Below are 17,612 nucleotides of genomic sequence, written 5' to 3'. Positions count from 1 at the left end.
GGAAAACCCCGTCACCGCCCACAAAGCAGGCACCGTCACCGGCCTGACCGTCACCGCAGGCGACGCCATCACCCAAGGCACCGTCCTCACCGAAATCAAGTAGGGGAGTGTCCGATGACTGCCCTCGCTGAATCGTTCGACGGTGGTACCTCTCCGGTGCATTCCACCGAGCTCGAAATCGTGTCGACGGTGCTGCGGATGGCGTCGGCCGCGCGGGTTCGTCTGGCGGAGGCGCTGGACGCGCAAGGGCTGAGCTGGGCGAGGTACGAGGTGCTGGAACTGGTGTCCAGGCGAGGGCCGATGTCCTACAGTGCGCTGTCGCGGGAGTTGGTGCGGCACCGGACGAGTATCACCGCCACGACGGCCAGTCTCGTCGAGGCGGGACTGCTGGTGCGAAGCGTCAATCCGCGAAATCGGCAGCAGTACATGGTCGAGGCCACAGACTCGGGGCACCGTGCGGTTCGGCGCGCCGAGCGGGCACTCGAGCGAGCTCGGTCGCGGATGGCGGTCGATGCGGACTCTGCCCAGACACTAGAGGTTCTGCGGGGGATAGAGAAGCAATGGAACGGTCGGCACTGATCGGCGGCTGACTGCAACGGCGCGCATGGTGTGATTCGAGTACCCCTGGGGTGATACCCCCAGGGGTACTTGCATACCCCCTTGGGCATATGCGATGGTGGGCACGTTCGATCGCTCGGGGGTTCCCTCTGCTCTGATCGATACCCCCACCCGTATAGGAGAACCATGTCGCTGCGCGATGCCGAAACTCTTCGTTCACCTGATGACCTGCCCGCGAATGGGCCAGGCCTACTCGGCCGTGCGGGTGCTTCGATGGTGACCCATCGCCATTGGGTGTTCGGCGTGTGGCTCATCGCGTTGATCGGCCTCGGTTCGTTTGCGCCCTCGGTCTTCACTTCTCTGGCGGGAGCGGGGTGGCAGGCGAACGGATCCGAATCCGCTCAGGTTCGAGAATTGGCCCAGCAGCATTTCGGCGGCAACTCCTCTGCGGCGGTGCAGGTGGTGGTCCACTCCGATGCAGCACCCATCACCGATCCCGCCGTACAGGCGGTGATTGCCGACGTATCCGACGTGTTCGCCGGTGACGCCAGATTCGGGGATGTCGTTGCGCCGCAACCGGATATGACGATCAGTCCGGACGGCCGAACCGGCATCGTCATCGCCGGAGCGAACGGCACGACCGACGAGATGGTGAAGGCCGTCGACGATGTGAAGGAGCGGTTGACCGGGCTCTCTGGCGACGGAATCGAGGTGTATCCCACCGGCTCGTCGGCGCTGTGGTCGGACTTCAACAAGGCGAACCACGACGCGATGATCCAAGCCGAATTGTTCTCCTGGCCGGTCACATTGGCGATCATGGTGCTCGCGTTCGGCTCACTCGTCGCCGCCGGCTTGCCGCTGCTGCTCACCGTCGTGGGGCTCGTCGCCTCCGCCGGTGGCCTCGTTCTGCTCAACGGTGTCACGCCGATCTCGGTGTGGGCCATGAACTTTGCGATGATGTTCGCCCTCGCGCTGGGAATCGACTACGCGCTGTTCATCGTCGCGCGATTCCGGGACGCTTTGCGGAACGCCGACCCTCGGGCTGCCGTCGCCGAAACCATGGACACCGCAGGCAAGGCTGTCGTGTTGTCCGGGCTGACGGTGCTGGTGAGTCTGTCTGCAGTGTTGCTGGTCCCCGCGCCGGCGGTGCGCACGATGGCTGTCGGGATCATGCTGGCCGTCGCCTTCGTGTTGCTGGCGACGATGACACTGCTCCCAGCGGCGTTGGGTGCGCTCGGACCCAAGGTCGACGCCGCCTCGTTGCCGTACGCCAAGCGTCAGGTACATCGGTCCCCGAAGTTCGCCGCATGGGGCGAGCTGTTGCACAAGCACCCGTGGCCGTTCGCGGTCGTGTCGGTGGGGATTCTGATTGCGCTCGCCCTCCCGGTGCTCGGGCTGAAGGTGGCAGTGCCGTCGATCGCGGTGGTGCCCGAGGATGCCCCGGTGCGGCAGGGCTACGAGCTCGTTCAGGCCCAATTCGGACCGGGCGCACCGGGTTCGCTGCAGATCGTGGTTCCCGACGCGGATGCGGTCGAGACCGCAACCGTCGCTGCGGGGGTCGACGCGATTTCGATGGTGACGCCGCCGGAGAGCGCTGATGACGGTTCGGGATTTGCTCTGCTGCAGGCAATTCCGTCGGTGGATCCGTCCGACGACGCGATGGGCTCCATTCTCGCCGATCTGCGATCGACACTGCCCGATTCGGCACTCGTCGGCGGAGCGCCGGCCGAGAACCTGGACCTGCAGCAGGCCTTGAACGACTACCTGCCGATAGTCGTCGGGATCATCCTGGTTCTCGGATTCGTACTGCTCCTGGTGGCGCTTCAGGCTCCGCTCATCGCGTTGCTCGGCACCGCGGTGAGCCTGCTGTCCACCGCGGCGGCGTTCGGCGTCGCCAAGTTGATCTTCCAGGACGGCCACGGATCCTCGCTGCTGGGCTTCACGCCTCAGGGATTCCTCGACGGTTGGGGCCCGGTCTTCTTCTTCGCGATGATCTTCGCCATCGCCATGGACTACACGGTGTTCCTCCTGGCTACCGCCAAGGAGCACTACGAGCGCTCCGGTGATCCCAAGGCTGCTCAGGTGGACGGGTTGGCCCACTCGGGACGAGTCATCTTTGCCGCAGCGGCGGTGATGGTGGCAGTGTTCTTCACATTCGCACTGTCGGATCCGTTGCCTCCGAAAGAGATGGGCATCATCCTGGGCGTTGCGGTACTGCTCGACGCGTTCCTGGTTCGACTCGTCCTGCTTCCGGTCCTGCTACGGCTGACCGGACACGGCGCATGGTGGTCGCCGGCATGGCTACGTGCCGTCCTGCCCTCCATCCGCTTTTCTCACTGAATCAACAGCTCACACTGCCACAACAATTTTCGAGGAGACATCATGAACATCGCACTGTCCACCACACTGACCGACACCGATTTCGCCGACGCGATCGACAGCACGAAAAGAGCGCTGTCGGAACAGGGTTTCGGAGTCCTCACCGAGATCGACATGCAGGCGACACTGAAAGCGAAGCTCGGCGAGGACATGGAGCGCTACTCGATCCTCGGTGCATGCAACCCCGGGCTGGCTCACCGTGCGGTCGGTGTCATGAAGCAGATCGGGTTGCTGTTGCCGTGCAACGTGATCGTGCGTGACGACACGGCGGCACCGGGATCGGTGATCGTCGAGGCGATGAACCCGGCCATCATGGTCGAGGTCACCGGTGAGCCGGAACTGGCCTCGGTCGCCGCAGAAGCGACAACCAAGCTGGAGGCGGCCATCGCTGCTCTCGGCGGGCGTGGATCCAACCCTGCCTGATGCCCCCGGGGGTACCATCGAGCTCGACATCACCACCAGCGAGGGGATCGACATGATCGGCGACGAAGACAGCATTGCACTGGTACTCAACCGACTCAAGCGCGCACACGGTCAGCTTGCCGGCGTCATCGGGATGATCGAGAACGGTCGGGATTGCAAGGACGTCGTCACCCAGCTCGCTGCTGTCTCGCGTGCACTGGACAAAGCTGGATTCAAGATCGTGGCGACAGGTCTGCGTGAGTGCATGACGGGTGAGAGTGCAGACGGTAAGGAGCCGATGTCCGAGGCGGAACTCGAAAAGCTGTTTCTGGCGTTGGCCTGACGAGGGATTGCGTGTGTGGTCCAAGCCGACGGATTCGACCGAATACTTGACTTAGTCCAGAAAGCCGGAGGATACTGGCTGCCGTGATGCCGATCTCGCCGCATGCGGAGCAGTTGCGCACTGCCGACATGCGCGTGACCCGTCCGCGGGTCGCGGTGCTCGAGGTTGTCGAGAGCAATCCGCATGCAGACACCGACACAATTCTCGGACTCGTGCGAGCGGCTTTGCCCGAGGTATCGCGGCAAACCGTGTACGACGTTCTCAACGCGTTGACCGTGGCGCGACTGGTTCGCCGTATCGAGCCGGCGGGTTCGCCCGCCCGATACGAATCCCGCGTCGGCGACAACCACCACCACGCCGTGTGCCGCTCCTGCGGCGTCATCGCGGACGTGGACTGCGCCGTCGGCGAAACGCCGTGTCTGACGGCATCGGACTCCGTCGGTTTCACCATCGACGAGGCGGAAGTCATTTATTGGGGCTTCTGCGCACAGTGTTCGGCAGCTCGTGAGCAGCCGGCAGTTCCCGTTCAGTTCCCTCCCCGGTCTCGAACACAGCAGAGTTCGTGACCACCGATCACAGCCCGATCGTCATACCTTGGAAGGAAGCACGTGTCCGAAGATCACGTAACACGCGAAAAAGAGATGAACGAGGATCAGCCACAGGAAGGTGGCGGCGGCAAGTGTCCGGTCATGCACGACTCGATGCCGACGCCCGTCGAAGGCGGAAGCAACCGTGAGTGGTGGCCCAAGGCGCTGAACCTGAAGATCCTCAAGAAGAACCCGGCCGTCGGCGACCCCATGGGGCCCGACTACGACTACGCCGCCGAGTTCAACTCCCTCGACCTCGCCGAGGTCAAGCGTGATATCGAAGCCGTCATGACGAACTCGCAGCCCTGGTGGCCTGCCGACTTCGGTCATTACGGCCCGTTCTTCATTCGTATGGCATGGCATGCCGCGGGTACGTACCGCAAGCAGGATGGACGCGGCGGTGCAGGCGCGGGTATGCAGCGCTTCGCGCCGCTGAACAGCTGGCCGGACAACGCCAGCCTGGACAAGGCCCGCCGCCTGATCTGGCCCATCAAGCAGAAGTACGGCCGCAAGCTCTCCTGGGCCGACCTGATCGTGCTCACCGGCAACGTCGCCATCGAGTCCATGGGACTACCGACCTACGGCTTCGCCGGCGGCCGCGTCGACGCCTGGGAGCCGGACGAGGACGTCTACTGGGGCCCCGAGCAGACCTGGTTGGGCGACGAGCGCTACGACGGTGATCGCACGAGCCTCGAAAACCCTTTGGCCGCAGTACAGATGGGTCTGATCTACGTCAATCCCGAAGGCCCCAACGGCAACCCGGATCCCGTTCAGTCCGCACTGGACATCCGAGAGACCTTCGGCCGGATGGCCATGAACGACATCGAGACCGCAGCACTCGCCGTCGGCGGACACACGTTCGGTAAGACGCACGGCGCAGCGGACCCCGACGAGTACATCGGTGCCGAGCCCGAGGGCGCACCCATCGAGCAGATGGGCCTCGGCTGGAAGAACAGCTACCAGAGCGGTGTCGGCGCGGACGCGATCACCAGTGGCCTCGAGGTCATCTGGACCCCCACGCCCACCCAGTGGGACAATTCGTTCCTCGAGACCCTCTACGGGTTCGAGTGGGAGCTCTACAAGAGCCCTGCGGGCGCGCACCAGTGGCGTCCGAAGAACGGCGAGGGCGCGGATCTCGTTCCCGACCCGGCCGATCCCTCCAAGCGTCGCCACCCGTCGATGCTGACCTCCGACATCGCGATGCGCGTCGACCCGATCTACGAGCAGATCACCCGGCGGTGGCTCGACCATCCCGAGGAGCTCGCAGAGGAATTCCAGAAGGCATGGTTCAAGCTCACCCACCGCGACATGGGACCGGTCTCGCGTTACCTCGGCCCCGAGGTTCCCGCGGAGCCCCTGCTCTGGCAGGACCCGATCCCGGCCGTCGATCACGAGCTGATCGGTGACGCACAGATCGCCGAGCTCAAGCAGGCCATCCTCGGTTCCGAACTGACTCAGGAGCAGCTGATTTCGGCTGCATGGGCGGCGGCGTCGTCGTTCCGGGTCAGTGACAAGCGCGGCGGTGCCAACGGTGGCCGTCTGCGTCTGCAGCCGCAGGCCGGCTGGGAGGTCAACGAGCCCGACGAGCTCGCACAGGTCATCCGCGTCCTCGAAGGAATCCAGCAGTCGTTCTCCGGAACGGTGTCCTTCGCAGACCTCGTGGTACTCGGTGGCGTCGCAGCCGTCGAGCAGGCCGCCAAGAACGCAGGTGTCGACGTCACGGTCCCCTTCGCTCCGGGCCGCATGGATGCCACGCAGGAGAAGACGGACGTCGACTCGTTCTCCGATCTGGAGCCCAAGGTCGACGGTTTCCGGAACTTCCTCGGAAAGGGCCAGAAGTTGCCGTCCGAGTTCAACCTGGTCGACCGCGCAAACCTGTTGTCGCTCAGTGCACCCGAGATGACCGTGCTCGTCGGTGGTCTGCGCGTGCTCGGTGCCAACTACAAGCAGTCGTCGCACGGCGTCCTGACCGACAAGGTCGGCACGCTCACCAACGACTTCTTCGTCAACCTCCTCGACATGGGCACCGAGTGGGTCCCCACCGCGGAGGACGGCATCTACGAGGCCAAGGACGCGGCTACCGGTGAGAAGAAGTGGACCGGAACTCGCAATGATCTGGTCTTCGGCTCGAACTCCGAATTGCGTGCTCTCGCAGAGGTGTACGCCTGCGACGACGCCAAGGAGAAGTTCGTGAAAGACTTCGTCGCCGCCTGGGACAAGGTCATGATGCTCGATCGCTTCGAACTGAGCTGAATCGGGTAGGACACACAACACCCCGCGAACCTGTGGTTCGCGGGGTGTTGTGCTGTGGCAGAGAACATTCGATCAGCGCTGCGACATCGCGTTCGCGGCCGCCTTGATGGCCCGTCGGATTCGGGGATAGGTACCACACCGGCACACGTTCTCGATGGTGTCGATATCGGCGTCCGTCGGATTCGGAACTCGCTTCAGCAGTGCGACGGCAGCCATGATCTGACCGGGTTGGCAGTAACCGCACTGTGAGACGTCCTCGTCGATCCACGCCTGCTGCACGGGATGGAGAACGTCGCCGTCCGCAAGTCCCTCGATGGTCGTGACCTCTTTGTCGACAGCATCGGACACCGGTGTGACACAGGGGAGTACCTCCTCTCCGTCGAGGTGGCTGGTGCACGCGTGACACACGCCGATGCCGCACCCGTACTTGGGGCCGCGGACGCCGAGTTCGTCTCGCAGGGCCCAGAGCAACGGCATGTCGTCGGGTAGGTCGACCGACACCGCGGCCCCGTTGACGACGAACTTCTGTTCAGCCATGGAACCTCACTTCGGAAACGGGTCGAAGTCGACGTCGAACAGGATCGGGAAGCTGGTGGGGGTGGTATCGGTGGCGCGTGCGTACGCATTGGCCACGGCGGCGGCCGCCGCGGGCACTCCCAATTCCCCCGCTCCACCTGGAGTTTCTGCGGTGGCAGTCATGATGACCACCCGAACATCGGGCGGTGAATCGCGTTGGCGGGCGTAGTGGAACTGCGAGTAGCTGCCCTCCAGCGGCAGCCCCCGCTCGTAGTGCAATCCGGCTCGCAGGGTGGTCGAGATACCGTCCATCAGGCAGCCGATCATCTGGGCCTCGAGGCTGCGGGGGTTGACGACGCGCCCGACATCGACGACGATCACAGCTTTCGTCACGCGAGGTTTGCGCGGATCCTGCGCATCGATCTCGACGAGATACCCAGCGCTGGAACGGAATTCAGCGTGAAATCCGACGCCTTGTGCCCGGCCGGGGCCGAGATCGGCACCCCAGTTGCCCTCTGCGGCGAGAGTGCGCAGGACGTCACGGTGGCGGCCACTGGCCACCGCCCCGATGCGCAGCTCCAGCGGATCGGTGTCGAGAACGTCGGCGATGCGGTCCACCATGACTTCCGCGGCGGTGCGAACCGTCCCGGAGAACACCGATCGCCAACTGCCGGTGGGCATCTCGACCGGTACCTCGACGAGCGTCCTGATGCTGCCGTCGGTGAAGGCGTACGGATCGCGAGTGCTGTGGAACAACGTCTGCGAGATCAGCGGAGACGGTGCCAGTGCGTCGGTGACGAGGTCGCCGAAACCGCCGTCGAAGTCGGTGCACACCGCGGCCACGCGTTGCTCCCAGGAGATCACCTTGCCGCGCGCGAGCACTGCGTCGAATTTGGTGTGCACCGCAGGCCTGGCGCGGCCGTGCCGCATGTCGTCCACGCGCGACCACATCAAGCGCACAGGTCTGCCCATTGCGCGGGAGATGACGGCTGCTTCCAGAGGGCCGTCGAGGTAGAGCCTTCGTCCGAACGAGCCCCCGCCGTTCATCACGTGGGTGGTGACCCGATTCAGCGGAATACCCAGTGTCAGAGCGATTTTCTGCCCCGCGTAGTTGGGCAATTGCATCGATGCCCAGACGTCCGCACGGTCGGCCCGCACATCGGCCACCGCCGAATTCGTTTCCATCGCGGCATGCGAGACGGGTGCGAAGTCGAAATCGACGTTCAACTTCGTTTCGCCCGGTAGCTCGGGCCTGCCCACTCCACCGAAGCCGGTGAACGCCGGAGTACTGCGGCGGAGCCGGTCCTGAATGGACCCGGTGGACTGGTCGTCGATCGTTCCGGCGTTCCACGTGACCACCGCGGCGTCCTTCGCGGCCAGCGCGTATCCGAAGGTGCGTGCCATGATGGCGACCCCGGTGGACACGACGGCAACATCGATGACCCCTGGCATCGCTCGCAACGCCGCCTCGTCCACCGAGGCAACGGTTCCGTTGATCGTCGGTGGTCGTCGGACGACGACGGGCATGGCGTCGGGCACGTCGAGATCGAGTGTGTAGGTGAGGCGACCCGTCACGATGGCGCGTGCATCCAGACGTCCTGTCGGTTGGCCGACGACCATCAGGTCCTCGTCCGATTTCGGTTCCGGCGCATCGAACCGCAGGCTCGGGTCTGCGGCGGCGGCAGCCAGTTCTCCGAAGTGCGCCGACCGTCCGTCAGGTGCCGTGACGACACCGTCGACGATCGTCAGCGTGCCGACGTCGGCATTCCATCGGTCGGCTGCCGCGCGCAACAGTCGCGCTCGCGCAGTCGCGGCGATGGATCGGACCGGCCCCCACAAGGATCGGATGGAGTTGGAGCCGCCCGTGTAGTGGTTTCCGATCAATTCCTGCCGGCCGCGAGACAGCGACGCGACGACTTTCTCGAGAGAGATGTCCATCTCCTCGGCGACCAGCATCGCCACCGAGGTGGTCAGTCCCTGCCCTATCTCGGCGCGCGGCAGACCGAAATGCACGGATCCGTCCGCGCGTACCTCGAGGATCACCAGGTTGGAGTCGGCGGGAAGTGCGGTGAGGACGGTGTCGGTTCCGGCCGGATCTGCGGACGCCGCGGGACGCGCCACCAGCATCAATGTCGAGCCGGCGACCAGAGCGGTGATGAACGAACGACGCGACACAGAGCGCCGTCCGGGTGTCGCGTGGGTCACATCGTCCTCTCGTCGGGCTCGACTTTACAGAGGTCGATCCGCCGACCGCCGCACGTTCGTCGTCGGCCTGTCGTTGCCCTGCTGATGTCGCTGTTCGTCGTGACCTGTCACGGAGAGGACGCTCCGGGGAGCGTGATCGATTCGTTATCTTTTGTTGCTCATTCGTGATACTCGACCCAGGTCGCCTGACATTTCGAGACGGCAACATGGCGACCATGGAATCGGACAATACGGCGGTCGGACCCGGACACGACGGCGAGGACACAACGAGAGCGCGCGCTCAGGGCTTCGGATCTTTTCTGGAGATGTTCCAGAGTGCCTCGACCACGGACTCGGAGCGTGAGCGCTGACGCGCGATGGCGGGTGCACCTCCACGCCGAGCTAGCGTGGAGTGATGCAGTCACCGATCACCCGCTACCTCGAGTCCGTTCTCGACGATTGCCGAGCACTCGATGGCGGAAAGATGGCCGATGGCAATGCCGAACTCGAGCGAGCAGACCCCGATGCCTTCGCGGTGGCATTGGTCACCGTCGGTGGATCGGTCTACGCCGCAGGCGATTGCGACGTCGAGTTTTCGATCCAGTCGATCTCCAAGGCCCTGGCGTATGCCCTTGCCGTCCAGGACAACGGCCTCGAACGGATGCTGGAGGCCACCGATGTCGAGCCCTCCGGCGACTCCTTCAACGAGATCTCGCTCGAACACAGCACCGGCCGCCCACGTAATCCGCTGATCAATGCCGGCGCACTCGCTGTGCACTCGATGATTCGTGGCAACTCGGCTCAGGAGCGCGCCGACCGGGTCAAGGATCTGCACAGTCGGTGTGCCGGTAGACAATTGAGCACAAACGATTCCGTGTACGAAGCCGAGATCGAATCGGACGATCGCAACACCGCGATCGCGTACCTCCTCAAATCCGTCGGAGTGCTTGCCGCCGAACCGGTCGAGGTGGTCGACGGCTACGCTCGCCAATGCTCGGTGGACGTCAGCTGCGTCGACCTGGCCACCATTGCGTCGGTGATGGCCAACGGGGGAGTCGATCCCAATACCGGAGAACGACTGATCGGCGGTGCGGTCAATCGCCACGTGCTGTCGGTGATGTCGACCTGCGGGATGTACGACGGCTCCGGGAGTTGGGTTGCGGCGGTCGGTATTCCGGCAAAGAGTGGGGTAGCGGGTGCCATCATCGGTGTGCTGCCGGGGCAGGTCGGTCTTGCCGTGCTGTCGCCGAAGTTGAACGGACACGGAAACAGTGTTCGGGGGGTCGCCGTGTTCGAGCGGCTGTCACGGGATCTCGAACTGCACATGATGCATGTGGCACCGAGTGGTGCGTCGGCCATTCGTCAGGTGACCGGAGAGGACACCATCAACGTGCAGCTGCAGGGTGACTTACGTTTCGCCGGAGCCGAATCGGTACTGGCAACGCTTGCGAAAGGCATCGACGCCCGGCGTGGGATCACACTCGATCTGGGTCATGTTCAGGCGATGGACGACGTGGCGCGTCGTTTGCTCGACGACGCCGTTTCCGGACTTCGAGAAGACGGCCACGACGTCGTCATCGACGATCCACACGGATTGATGACCGTGCTCGACCCCGAATGACCTCCGCTACGTACTTTCAGAGCCGTCCACGGAGAATCATGTTCCAGTAGGTCAGGGGCAGTCCGTATCGGTCGAACAACCAGGCGGTCCTGCGCGCCTTCACCGGATCCAGAAACGACGGTAGCGAGGGCGTGAGAGTTCCGGTGCGGTCGAACTCGGCGGCGATGAGACGGTGGGCATCGACCGTCACCGGAGCGACGGTGTACCCGTCGTACGACGACAGCTCCCGCCCGGATCGCGCGGCCAACAGGTTGTCCACCAGCACGGCCACCTGCTTCCTCAGCCCACCACCGGAGGAGTCGGTGTCGATTCCGGCACCGTCGCCTGCAGCCCAGATCTGCCGATGTTCGCGATGCTGCAGGGTGTGGGGGTCGATGTCGACGAGTCCGTGCCGTCCGACGCCGCTCAGTTCGGACGACTCGACCCAGGGCTGACCGCGGAACGGGGGCACGAGGTGCAGCATCGAATAGTCGATGGTTTCCTGGGTCCCCTGGTGATCGGTGACGGTGATCTGCCTGGTCTCCGGAGACAGTGCGGTGACCGCGGTGCGGTGCAGTATCCGCACATCGAGTTCGCGTAGACGATCGAGCAACACCGAATCCAGCTGCGGCACACCGAGTAGCACCTCACGGTCGATCACCAGCGTGATGTCGATGCCGTCGAGTTGCCCGGTTTCTCGCCAGTGGGCGGCGGCGAGGAACAGTGGTTTGAGTGTGGTGCCGGTGCAGCCCACGGGTGGACGCGGGACAGTGAACACGGCCGTGCCGCGCTGGACCTCGGGTGCTGGAAAGTCGGAGATCAGCTTCCAGGTCTTCTCCGCCAGACCCAGATAGTTGCTCGTCACTGTCTCGGTATCGGCCGCCGCTGCGATTCCGGGGAGTGCGGCGTCGTCCGGCACCAGACCGGTCCCGATGATGAGATCCCTATAGCCGTAGCGCTTACCGGACGCGGTCGTGGCCACCTTTTCGTGCGGGTCGACTCGGGCCACCGCGTCTTCGATCCAGGTGCTTCTCTTCGGCATCACCGAGCGCTGAGTGCGCTCGGCGTCACGCAGCTGTGCCCGACCGCCGCCGACGTACGACAGCAACGGCTGATATGTGTGTACGGACTGTGGTTCCACCACTGCTACGTCGGTGACACCCAGGCGAAGGGCGCGTGCGGCCGCGCTGACCCCGGCGTTTCCGCCTCCGAGGACGAGCACATCGAAGTGGCCGTCGACGGCGATCGAGGTCAAGCCGGAGTCTCGTCGCGAACGAGAGCGGCGTCGAGCGATTCGTGAAAGACGGTGCGGCCGAATGTGTCCGCGCTCAGTGCGCGCGCCGTCTCGGCCGACCCGACCACCGACAGTCGAGTTCCCCACCTACTCAGATGCATCGATGCGGCGTCGAGAATTGCCCTGGTGCCCACCGGCACCGCGTCGACCGTGGTCAGATCGAGAATCAACTGTGAACCCTCGACCGAGGCCTCACCGAGAGCCTCGGCCAGTACACCGAGATCCCGTTCACCGAGGGTGCCGGCGACCCGGACGACGGTGGCACCATCGAACTCGGCGACGGTGATGCCCGCACCGGCTGTGGGTGCCTGAATCACCTGCCGCAGCGACGGCACGACGACGGTGGCGACGGTGTCGATCGATGGAAGAACAGTCACGAGAAGTCTCCTTCATGAGCCGCACCCGGACATGAGTCCGACGTAGTGCGTTCGAGCCCGACGTGGGCGAACGGCGGCATCTTCTTCACCGCGGGTTTGCAATGGGTACCCGATACACCCGGTTTCAAGCGGTTGGTTTGCGGTCGACTCGATCGGGCATACGATGACCACCTTCGAGTGGAGTCCACGCTCGGTACACAGCCCGTAGGGCGACGTCCCCCGACGATGATCTCCGAGAGGACACCTCGATGACGACGACCGAATTCGAAACGTTCGGATCCACCCGTGCATTGCACGCCGAGCCCGGAGTCTATGAGCCTCAGGACGACTCGTGGTTGCTCTGCGAGATGGCTTCGCAGTCCGGGGTTGTGCAGGGCGCCCGCGTGCTCGACATGTGTACCGGTAGCGGTGCCGTCGCTCTCGCGGCTGCGTCGATGGGTGCGCGTGAGGTGGTCGCCTTCGACATCTCTGCACTCGCGGTAGCGTGCGCTCGGCGCAACGCCGTTGCTCTCGGTCTCGAGGTCGACGTCCGTCGCGGATCGTTCGCGGAAGCGGCGGCGCTGGAGCCGTTCGATGTGATTCTCTGCAATCCGCCGTACGTGCCGTCGGAGGAAGTGCCCACGGGCGAGGGACCGCACCGAGCGTGGGACGGTGGCCGCGACGGCCGCATCGTCCTCGATCCGTTGTGCGATGCCGCGCATGAACTGCTTGTTCCCGGTGGAACGTTGATGGTGGTGCACTCGGAGTATTCCGATCCCGATCGGACACAGGCGATGCTGCGCAGCAACGGCATGACGGTGACCATCGTGGCGCGTCGATCCATCTCGTTCGGCCCGGTCATGACGCAACGAGCCGCGTGGCTCGAGCAGATCGGACTGCTCGAATCATCCCGCGACATAGAGGATCTGGTGGTTTTTCGTGCCGACCGACGCTGACAGCAGCGCAGGAGGGGGCGAGGATGCACCGGTGGCAGGTATACGACAGCGCACCGGCGTCCGCATCGTCAAAGGCGGGCCCATGATCATCGACGGTCCCGTCGAGATCGAGTTGGACGACGGTACGCGCGTCACATCCGACCGATTCGCGGTCGCGGTGTGTACGTGTCGCCGCAGCAAGAACTATCCGCTGTGCGACACCAGTCATCGAGCCAAGAAGCGGCCCGCTCAGTCGAGTGAGGACTGACCGGCCGACCAACGTGCCATCAGGTGATCGGCGAGTTCGTTCTCCACGAAGTCGAGTGCGCGCATTCCGAATACGACATCGGCCTCGAGCGCGGGCTCGTCGCGAAGGAGGCTGCCCACCACATCGTGACGCAGCACCTGCTCGTGCACTGCGTCGGCTTCGACGTGCTCCGCATAGAACGCGACACAGGCTTCCGGTGCCTTCAGTCTCCGCAGCCCCTGTACGTACCGCTGCGAGCCGGGCGACGACGTGATCTCGGTGGCGGCGAGGTGTCCGACCGTGGCTCCGCGCAGGCTGCGGTGCAGACCGAAGAGCGACATCAGATTGACCCACGCCAGTGTCTGCGCCGGCACCCGGTCCACGTAGCCGAGGTACGACGCGTCGAGTTCGGCGGCCACCATGGATTCGGCCCACAGATGCTGGTGCAGACGATCGCCCTTGCCGCCACCGTACTCATCGAATTCGACTGCGACATAAGACGCTTTGGCCTGACCGGTCAAACGAGGGATGGCCCAGGCGTGCGGATCGGCTTCCTTGAGGTGGTAGATGGACCGATGGACGAAGTACTCGCGCATCTGCTCCCACGAACCCTCGTCGCGAAGAAACCACGACGGGCCGGTTCCCGAGGACGCCTCGATGGACAATGCGTCCATCTCGGCGGTGGCGTCGTCTCCGGGTTCGACGTGTTCGCGTACGTAGTCGAGGAACGCGGATTCGAGGGTGGCGCGCAGACGCAGGAGATCGGGGTCCCACTCCCATGCGTCCACGACGCCTTCGAACCCTCGATAGTGCAGCTCGTAGCAGATCAACAGGGTGAGTTGAACGTCCCGGGACGTGGGATCGACGTCTGTGAGTGTGGGCAGCACAGAGGCACCACCGGGCAGACCGGCAGCGAGGCATCGCGTGACGGCTTCCGAGATCGGTCCACACGGCGTCGGCAGATCAGGGGAAAGTGCGGTGGACGAGCTGACGGATAAAAACGCGGTCATACCAGAGTCTACCCAGGGCTCGGCGGTACCAATCACAGTTCGCACATGTGTTTGTGAGCTTCCACAACCGGCAATGCGTCCTGCACGACATCGAACTTCGGTGTCGCTCCACCGGAAGGACCTCATGCGCGCAGTTACCTGGCAGGGCAAGAGAAAAGTCAGCGTGGACACCGTTCCCGATCCGCGGATAGAACTCCCGACGGACGCGATCGTGAAAATCACGACCACCAACATTTGCGGCTCGGATCTGCATCTGTACGAAACCCTCGGTGCCTTCATGGACGAGGGCGACATTCTGGGCCACGAGCCCATGGGCATCGTCGAGGAAGTAGGTTCGCAGGCAGGCGATCTGGCAGTCGGCGATCGAGTCGTCATTCCGTTCCAGATCTCCTGTGGACACTGCTACATGTGCAATTCGAGCCTGTACACCCAGTGCGAGACCACGCAGGTTCGCGACCAGGGAATGGGTGCAGCGCTGTTCGGCTTCTCGAAGTTGTACGGGCAGGTTCCCGGCGGACAGGCCGAATACCTCCGCGTCCCGCAGGCGCAGTTCACGCACATCAAAGTTCCCGAAGGGCCGCCGGATTCGCGCTTCGTCTACCTCTCCGATGTGCTGCCCACCGCCTGGCAGTCGGTCGAATACGCGGCAATTCCCGAGGGAGGATCGGTGACGGTTCTGGGTCTCGGACCCATCGGAGACATGGCTGCGCGCATCGCCCAGCACAAGGGTGCGCGCGTGATCGCCGTCGACCTCGTTCCCGAGCGACTCTCCCGCGCCGCAGCCCGCGGAATCGAGACGGTGAACCTGGCCGAGCACAGCGGTGGCGTCGGCGACGTCATTCGCGACATGACCGACGGCCGGGGAACCGACGCCGTCATCGACGCGGTGGGCATGGAAGCGCACGGCTCGCCGGTCGGCAAGCTGGCGCAGCAGATCGTCGGAATGCTGCCCGACGCGGTTGCCGCGCCCATGATGCAGAAAGCCGGAGTGGATCGCCTCGGTGCGTTGTATTCGGCCATCGACATCGTTCGGCGCGGCGGAACCATCTCGATCATCGGCGTTTACGGCGGAATGGCCGACCCACTTCCGCTGATGACCATGTTCGACAAGCAGATTCAGCTCCGCATGGGGCAGGCGAACATCAAGAAGTGGGTCGACGACATCATGCCGTTGCTCGGAGACGACGACCCGCTCGGCGTCGGTTCGTTCGCCACCCACGAGCTGTCGATCGAGGAGGCTCCGCACGCATACGAGATCTTCCAGAAGAAGCAGGACGGTGCCATCAAGGTGTTGTTGAAGCCCTAGAGATCTGCTTCGAATACAGCGATGCGGCCCGGAAGATCACGGGCCGCATCGGTATTCGCAAAAGGATCAGTCGACCGAAATGACGTCCTTGGCGATTGCTGCCACGCGCGTCTGTCCTGCGGACACGACTCCGTGGCGGTTCTTGTGTGCCTCTTCGTACGTCACGACGGTGCGAACGTCGGTCGGGTTCGTGAGGTCCTTGATGGCGGCGACGGCGTCCGAGACGTTCAGGTCGTCGTAGTCTGCGATCGGCAGCTCGTCGGCGTCGAGCGTTCCGCTGGCCGAACGAGCAGTGTGGATCGCGTCGGCGACCGTATCGACTCCTTCGCTGCGGGTGACGTCCTCGGCAGCCTCCAGTGCTGCATCGCGGCTCGCAGTCAGTGTCCTGACGGCGACGTCACCGGCGTGGGCACCGCGGCCCAGCAGTGCACCGAGGCGGTCCGGGGTGGCGCGAGCTGCATCGAGTGCGCGATCGAGACCCCGTGCCGACCACGTTGCCGGTGCGTTGACGATCTTGACCGCGGTACCTGCGGCGGCCTGGAACGGGGTGCGACGAAGCGCAGCGGGTCCGCCCAGTGCGTCCTCGGCCAGCACGGTTTCGAGCCATTCGACCGTAGCGGTGTGCGCGGTGGCCAGTCGGCTCGCCAGTGCGACCACGGACGGCTCGTTCGCAGCGGTGGCCAGTGCCTTGATGTACTTGGCGCGTCCCAGCAGCTGCTGCTCGAGTGCCAGATCGCCCAGCAGTGCTTCGTCGAACGGCTGAGCCTGCTCGGCGACGGACTTCACGGCAGCGAGCGTGCGTCCCAGGAACGGAGACACGAGATCGGGCAAACCGCCGAGACCGCGGAGGGCTTCCTCGATGGCTGCGGCGCGATCACGACCGTTGGCGGCGTTCTGGGTCAGTTCCCGACGAACCGCCTCGGTGCGCGCCTGAACGACGCGAGTTTCCGCGATCTGGATTTCGGTGTTCGTCAGCTGCAGCGCGATGCGCAACTGGGCGATCAACGTGGATGTGCTCATGGTGCTCCCCTTTCGGTTGGTGATCGATTTCGTGCGGCCGATGCCTGTGGGTCACGGCGGCGGCCCTGTCCACTCACTACCCGTCGGTAGGTTCGGTCAAACAGGAGTCGCGGATGTGTGAACAGGGACACGTACCCATCGACTGTGCGGGGTGGCCGCGAGTACGACGGTTTCGATCACGTACGGAGTGGACATCCGACACCGATGAACACCGAGCTCTACACCGCAACCGTTTCCGCCACCGCGACCGGCGTCACTTCCGATGACGGAGTCCTCTCCCTGGGTGTGCGCGAACCCCAACAGCTCGGTGGCCCCGGCGAACGCACCAACCCCGAGCAGCTGATGGCCGCGGCCCTGTCGAGTTGCCTCGTCGAATCGCTGCGGATCGCCCTCGGCACAGTGGGCGGCAGCACCGACGAACTGGCCGTCAAGGGCACTGTCGTTCTCACCGACTCCGATGCCTCCGGGTACGACGCGACATTCGCGCTCGCGGTGTCTCTGCCCGGTACCGACGATCCCGAGGCGATTCTCGCGCAGGCGACGTCGATCTGCCCGTTTCTCAAGGTGATCGACAGAGTGGACGTCACCCTCGAATGACGTCGCATCGGCATTCTGTGGCACA

The 17,612-nt window shown here is 64.4% G+C and carries 19 protein-coding genes; 13 read left to right on the top strand and 6 right to left on the bottom strand.

What is annotated here, in order from left to right; all coding sequences use genetic code 11:
- The 7 genes from CH275_RS29275 to katG all read left to right on the top strand — a co-directional run.
- Window positions 1-103 (top strand): biotin/lipoyl-containing protein (locus tag CH275_RS29275; protein WP_143546678.1); only part of this gene is annotated, 103 nt, incomplete at its 5' end.
- Between the two features lie 11 nt (window positions 104-114).
- Window positions 115-579 (top strand): MarR family transcriptional regulator, encoded by a 465-nt coding sequence (locus CH275_RS23245; RefSeq protein WP_094680569.1) that lies wholly within the window; start codon window positions 115-117, stop codon window positions 577-579.
- 165 nt (window positions 580-744) lie between these two features.
- Window positions 745-2,898, top strand: a complete 2,154-nt coding sequence (locus CH275_RS23240) for an MMPL family transporter (RefSeq protein ID WP_373453736.1) — start codon at window positions 745-747, stop codon at window positions 2,896-2,898.
- A 42-nt stretch (window positions 2,899-2,940) separates the two neighbouring features.
- Window positions 2,941-3,360 carry a DUF302 domain-containing protein gene (locus tag CH275_RS23235; RefSeq protein WP_094680568.1) on the top strand — a complete coding sequence of 140 codons (420 nt, stop codon included), beginning with the start codon at window positions 2,941-2,943 and terminating at the stop codon, window positions 3,358-3,360.
- Window positions 3,361-3,412: 52 nt separating this feature from the next.
- Window positions 3,413-3,682: a metal-sensitive transcriptional regulator gene (locus tag CH275_RS23230; RefSeq protein ID WP_037177042.1), complete on the top strand. Its 270-nt coding sequence runs from the start codon at window positions 3,413-3,415 to the stop codon at window positions 3,680-3,682.
- An 86-nt stretch (window positions 3,683-3,768) separates the two neighbouring features.
- The gene (locus CH275_RS23225) at window positions 3,769-4,248 is read left to right on the top strand and encodes a Fur family transcriptional regulator (protein ID WP_094680567.1); all 480 of its coding nucleotides are present in this window, start codon (window positions 3,769-3,771) and stop codon (window positions 4,246-4,248) included.
- 42 nt (window positions 4,249-4,290) lie between these two features.
- Window positions 4,291-6,522 carry a catalase/peroxidase HPI gene (gene katG / locus CH275_RS23220; RefSeq protein WP_094680566.1) on the top strand — a complete coding sequence of 744 codons (2,232 nt, stop codon included), beginning with the start codon at window positions 4,291-4,293 and terminating at the stop codon, window positions 6,520-6,522.
- Window positions 6,523-6,594: 72 nt separating this feature from the next.
- On the opposite strand, the gene CH275_RS23215 is transcribed toward katG, so the two are convergent.
- Entirely contained in the window at window positions 6,595-7,059 is a 465-nt protein-coding gene (locus tag CH275_RS23215; RefSeq protein WP_094680565.1) for a (2Fe-2S)-binding protein, read from the bottom strand.
- A 6-nt stretch (window positions 7,060-7,065) separates the two neighbouring features.
- On the bottom strand, window positions 7,066-9,243 hold the full coding sequence (locus CH275_RS23210; protein ID WP_094680564.1) for a molybdopterin cofactor-binding domain-containing protein: 2,178 nt from the start codon (window positions 9,241-9,243) through the stop codon (window positions 7,066-7,068).
- A 215-nt stretch (window positions 9,244-9,458) separates the two neighbouring features.
- Here CH275_RS23210 and CH275_RS30170 point away from each other — a divergent pair, with 215 nt between their 5' ends.
- Together CH275_RS30170 and glsA are read left to right on the top strand one after the other, a co-directional pair.
- Window positions 9,459-9,593, top strand: coding sequence for a hypothetical protein (locus CH275_RS30170; protein ID WP_256991183.1), 135 nt, complete (start codon window positions 9,459-9,461; stop codon window positions 9,591-9,593).
- A 44-nt stretch (window positions 9,594-9,637) separates the two neighbouring features.
- On the top strand, window positions 9,638-10,843 hold the full coding sequence (glsA, locus tag CH275_RS23200; protein WP_094680562.1) for a glutaminase A: 1,206 nt from the start codon (window positions 9,638-9,640) through the stop codon (window positions 10,841-10,843).
- Between the two features lie 16 nt (window positions 10,844-10,859).
- Here the strand turns inward: glsA and CH275_RS23195 are convergent, their stop codons facing one another.
- The gene (locus CH275_RS23195) at window positions 10,860-12,077 is read right to left on the bottom strand and encodes an NAD(P)/FAD-dependent oxidoreductase (RefSeq protein WP_094680561.1); all 1,218 of its coding nucleotides are present in this window, start codon (window positions 12,075-12,077) and stop codon (window positions 10,860-10,862) included.
- Window positions 12,074-12,493 carry a hypothetical protein gene (locus CH275_RS23190; RefSeq protein ID WP_094680560.1) on the bottom strand — a complete coding sequence of 140 codons (420 nt, stop codon included), beginning with the start codon at window positions 12,491-12,493 and terminating at the stop codon, window positions 12,074-12,076. The genes CH275_RS23195 and CH275_RS23190 overlap by 4 nt, the downstream gene beginning before the upstream one ends.
- Window positions 12,494-12,741: 248 nt before the next feature.
- Between CH275_RS23190 and CH275_RS23185 the strand changes: the two genes are divergently transcribed.
- Together CH275_RS23185 and CH275_RS23180 are read left to right on the top strand one after the other, a co-directional pair.
- Window positions 12,742-13,428 carry a HemK2/MTQ2 family protein methyltransferase gene (locus CH275_RS23185; RefSeq protein WP_094680559.1) on the top strand — a complete coding sequence of 229 codons (687 nt, stop codon included), beginning with the start codon at window positions 12,742-12,744 and terminating at the stop codon, window positions 13,426-13,428.
- An 82-nt stretch (window positions 13,429-13,510) separates the two neighbouring features.
- Window positions 13,511-13,675 (top strand): CDGSH iron-sulfur domain-containing protein, encoded by a 165-nt coding sequence (locus CH275_RS23180; RefSeq protein ID WP_094680593.1) that lies wholly within the window; start codon window positions 13,511-13,513, stop codon window positions 13,673-13,675.
- On the opposite strand, the gene CH275_RS23175 is transcribed toward CH275_RS23180, so the two are convergent.
- On the bottom strand, window positions 13,657-14,664 hold the full coding sequence (locus tag CH275_RS23175) for an iron-containing redox enzyme family protein (RefSeq protein WP_094680558.1): 1,008 nt from the start codon (window positions 14,662-14,664) through the stop codon (window positions 13,657-13,659). The genes CH275_RS23180 and CH275_RS23175 overlap by 19 nt on opposite strands.
- Window positions 14,665-14,788: 124 nt before the next feature.
- Between CH275_RS23175 and CH275_RS23170 the strand changes: the two genes are divergently transcribed.
- Entirely contained in the window at window positions 14,789-15,970 is a 1,182-nt protein-coding gene (locus CH275_RS23170) for a zinc-dependent alcohol dehydrogenase (RefSeq protein WP_094680557.1), read from the top strand.
- Between the two features lie 66 nt (window positions 15,971-16,036).
- Here CH275_RS23170 and CH275_RS23165 read toward each other — a convergent pair whose 3' ends face one another.
- On the bottom strand, window positions 16,037-16,990 hold the full coding sequence (locus CH275_RS23165; protein ID WP_094680556.1) for a hypothetical protein: 954 nt from the start codon (window positions 16,988-16,990) through the stop codon (window positions 16,037-16,039).
- Between the two features lie 117 nt (window positions 16,991-17,107).
- Here CH275_RS23165 and CH275_RS23160 point away from each other — a divergent pair, with 117 nt between their 5' ends.
- Entirely contained in the window at window positions 17,108-17,587 is a 480-nt protein-coding gene (locus CH275_RS23160; protein ID WP_256991182.1) for an OsmC family protein, read from the top strand.
- The last annotated feature ends 25 nt before the right edge of the window (window positions 17,588-17,612 follow it).

It is taken from the genome of Rhodococcus sp. 06-235-1A (genome assembly GCF_002258785.1).
In the GTDB taxonomy this organism is placed as follows: domain Bacteria; phylum Actinomycetota; class Actinomycetes; order Mycobacteriales; family Mycobacteriaceae; genus Rhodococcoides.
This window is presented reverse-complemented; position numbering and strand designations above follow the sequence as displayed.

Bases quoted from the DNA above. Each gene is read 5' to 3' on its own strand.
- CH275_RS23245 (WP_094680569.1), top strand. From the start codon at position 115: ATGACTGCCCTCGCTGAATCGTTCGACGGTGGTACCTCTCCGGTGCAT.
- CH275_RS23240 (WP_373453736.1), top strand. From the start codon at position 745: ATGTCGCTGCGCGATGCCGAAACTCTTCGTTCACCTGATGACCTGCCC.
- CH275_RS23235 (WP_094680568.1), top strand. From the start codon at position 2,941: ATGAACATCGCACTGTCCACCACACTGACCGACACCGATTTCGCCGAC.
- CH275_RS23230 (WP_037177042.1), top strand. From the start codon at position 3,413: ATGATCGGCGACGAAGACAGCATTGCACTGGTACTCAACCGACTCAAG.
- CH275_RS23225 (WP_094680567.1), top strand. From the start codon at position 3,769: ATGCCGATCTCGCCGCATGCGGAGCAGTTGCGCACTGCCGACATGCGC.
- CH275_RS23215 (WP_094680565.1), bottom strand. From the start codon at position 7,059: ATGGCTGAACAGAAGTTCGTCGTCAACGGGGCCGCGGTGTCGGTCGAC.
- CH275_RS30170 (WP_256991183.1), top strand. From the start codon at position 9,459: ATGGAATCGGACAATACGGCGGTCGGACCCGGACACGACGGCGAGGAC.
- glsA (WP_094680562.1), top strand. From the start codon at position 9,638: ATGCAGTCACCGATCACCCGCTACCTCGAGTCCGTTCTCGACGATTGC.
- CH275_RS23185 (WP_094680559.1), top strand. From the start codon at position 12,742: ATGACGACGACCGAATTCGAAACGTTCGGATCCACCCGTGCATTGCAC.
- CH275_RS23180 (WP_094680593.1), top strand. From the start codon at position 13,511: ATGATCATCGACGGTCCCGTCGAGATCGAGTTGGACGACGGTACGCGC.
- CH275_RS23175 (WP_094680558.1), bottom strand. From the start codon at position 14,664: ATGACCGCGTTTTTATCCGTCAGCTCGTCCACCGCACTTTCCCCTGAT.
- CH275_RS23170 (WP_094680557.1), top strand. From the start codon at position 14,789: ATGCGCGCAGTTACCTGGCAGGGCAAGAGAAAAGTCAGCGTGGACACC.
- CH275_RS23165 (WP_094680556.1), bottom strand. From the start codon at position 16,990: ATGAGCACATCCACGTTGATCGCCCAGTTGCGCATCGCGCTGCAGCTG.